General features: G+C 55.3%; 1 protein-coding gene. It reads left to right on the plus strand.

Going from position 1 to position 2,669, the window contains the following annotated elements; translation table 11 throughout:
* Positions 1-2,412: M1 family aminopeptidase (locus ACIQ20_RS16535; protein ID WP_395782257.1), on the plus strand; the 2,412-nt coding region annotated here is incomplete at its 5' end.
* Positions 2,413-2,669 lie beyond the last annotated feature (257 nt).

Genomic DNA, 2,669 nt, shown 5'->3' on the forward strand with positions numbered 1-2,669 from the left:
AAAGTTTTGGCGATTTTTTTGGTTCTATTGGCAACGAATATTGTTGGCATGCTGGCGGCGATGGGGGTCCAGCTGTTTAAGGGTTATGCAGACCTTGAACCCATGGGCTATTTGCTCTGGTGGATTGTGCCTGGCACGATCTCAGCGCTCCAGCTCGCCATTCTGGCCGTCTTTTTCCAAGCGCTCTCGCCCAATAAATATGTCGGCTGGGGCTGTCTGCTGGTTTATTTGGTTGCCTCCATCACTTTAGCCAGCATGGGCTTCCAGCACAATTTGTATAATTTTGGCGGCAGCCCCGGTACGCCCTTAAGTGCCTTCAACGGCATGGCGCACTTCTGGATCGGCAGGACTTGGTTTGACCTCTATTGGGGTGCATTCTGTGTCGTTTTGGTGATCCTCTCTTATGGGCTGTGGCGGCGCGGGGCGGAGACACGGTTGATGCCTCGGATCAACCGCTTCCCACGCCGGATGATGGGTGCGACGGGGCTTGCATTGGCCTCCGCGGTTATCGCCTTTGCCAGCCTAGGCGGCTGGATCTTCTACAACACCAATGTGCTCAATAGCTACCAGTCAAGCGTTGCCGCCGAAGAAAGCCTAGCCAATGCCGAGAAAGCCCTCGCCCAATATGAGGAGATGCCAGGCCCAACGATCACAGACGTAAAGCTCACCGTCAATTTGCGCCCCAAGGATCGCCAAGCCGATGTGACTGGCAGCTATGTCATCGAAAACCAAACCGGTGCCCCGCTGACACGCATGATTGCCGCGCTACCCGATAAAGCGACGGTCGAGCGGGCAAGCTTGTCCATCCCCGGCGTGGTGGTTGAAAAGGCCTGGCCCAACTATAACGTGACCCTTTATCGGTTTGAGAAGCCGATGGCACCGGGCGAAAAGCGCATTGTGACCTTTGTGACCACCTATGGCCGCAAGGGCTTTACCAATGGCAGCGGTCAAAGCCGACTGATCGCCAATGGTACTTTCCTCAATAATTTCGAGCTGACGCCCATCCTCGGTGTCTCGCGCGGCAACTGGCTGACCGATCGATCCAAGCGGCGCAAATATGGCCTCGACCCGGACCGTCGTCCCTATAAGTTGGAAGACCCAAAGGGTGATGCGCATCACTATCTGCGGCCCGACAGCCATTGGGTGAACGCCGACATCACCGTCAGCACAGACGATGATCAAATCCCCATCGCGCCCGGATATCAGGTTTCTGAGACCAAGAAGGATGGCCGCATCACGCGTCGCTTTGTGACTGAGGCACCGATCCACCACTTCTTCTCGATCCAGTCAGCGCGTTATGGTGTGAAGCGTTCGCAGGTCCTGGTGGCAGGAAAGCCGGTCTCGGTGGAATTGTACCATCACCCCAAACATGTTGCGAACCTAGAGCGGATGGAGAAGGCGGCGCATCGGTCTTTGACCCTGTTCTCAGAGCGTTTCTCGCCCTATCAGTTCCGGCAGTTCCGCGTTCTGGAATTCCCAGGCTACGACACTTTTGCACAGGCCTTTGCCAATACGGTGCCCTTTAGCGAGGATATTGGCTGGCTTCAGGCTAATCGCGATCCGAAGAAGATCGACCTTGTTACCTTCGTCACGGCGCACGAAATCGCGCACCAATGGTTTGCCCACCAGTTTGTTGGCGGTGATAAGCAGGGCTCGACCATGTTGTCAGAGAGCTTCTCTCAATATGGCGCGCTATTGGTGATGGAAGACATATTGGGGCCAGAACAAGTCCGCCAATTCTTGAAGAATGAGCTCGATTCCTATTTGGGTGCGCGCGGCAGCGAGGTGGTGGAAGAATTGCCCCTCAACCGCGTCGAGAACCAAGGCTACATCCACTATAACAAAGGTGCCTTGGTGATGTACTTCCTGCGCAATGAAGTGGGTGAGGAACCGGTGAATGCCGCTATCCGCAAGTTGATCGCCCAATTCGCCTTCAAGCCAGCTCCCTATCCCACGAGCACCCAATTCATCGCTTATTTGCGCGCGGAAGTGGGGCCGGACCCAGTAAAGCAGCAATTGATCACCGATCTGTTTGAGAAGATCACGCTATATGATGCAAAAACAACATCGGCCACCAAGGTCAAATTACCTGACGGGCGTTGGCAGGTAACGCTGACGGTCGAAGTCAAAAAACTCTATGCCGATGGCGAGGGCAAAGAGACCGAGGCCCCGATGACGGAAGCTTGGGAAGTAGGTGTATTCAGCAAAAAACCAGAGGACGAAGGCTTCACCAAGGTCAATGTGTTGGCCTTTGAACGTCGGCCTCTTCGTAGCGGCCGCCAACAGGTGGTCCTCACTTTGCCGGCTGGCACCGAGCCCGCCTTTGCTGGCGTGGACCCATATGTGAAGCGGATTGACCGCAATAGCGACGACAACCTCATCGCTATTGAAGCGGCGAAAGGGGGGAAGTGAAGGAACCGTGACACGAGCTACCCACGTTCACGCGCTTGAACACGGATTTCCACTTGATTGGCGGCTCTGATTCCGGGGTCGCCAAAATGTCCGCTTTCGGACTTAGGTAAATGGTGCCTTATTGACCTAATCTGTGAAGGGTTTCGGATGCCTCTTGGCGTACGAAAGTGTCCAGGGAACGAATCTTGGTTGTTGTCGGGTGGTGCTATGGGGATTTCGCCAAAGGTGGGGGTTGGGCGCGGGTTTTAGGGCCTTGG

It is taken from the genome of Aquidulcibacter sp. (genome assembly GCF_044346625.1).
Lineage (GTDB): Bacteria > Pseudomonadota > Alphaproteobacteria > Caulobacterales > Aquidulcibacteraceae > Aquidulcibacter.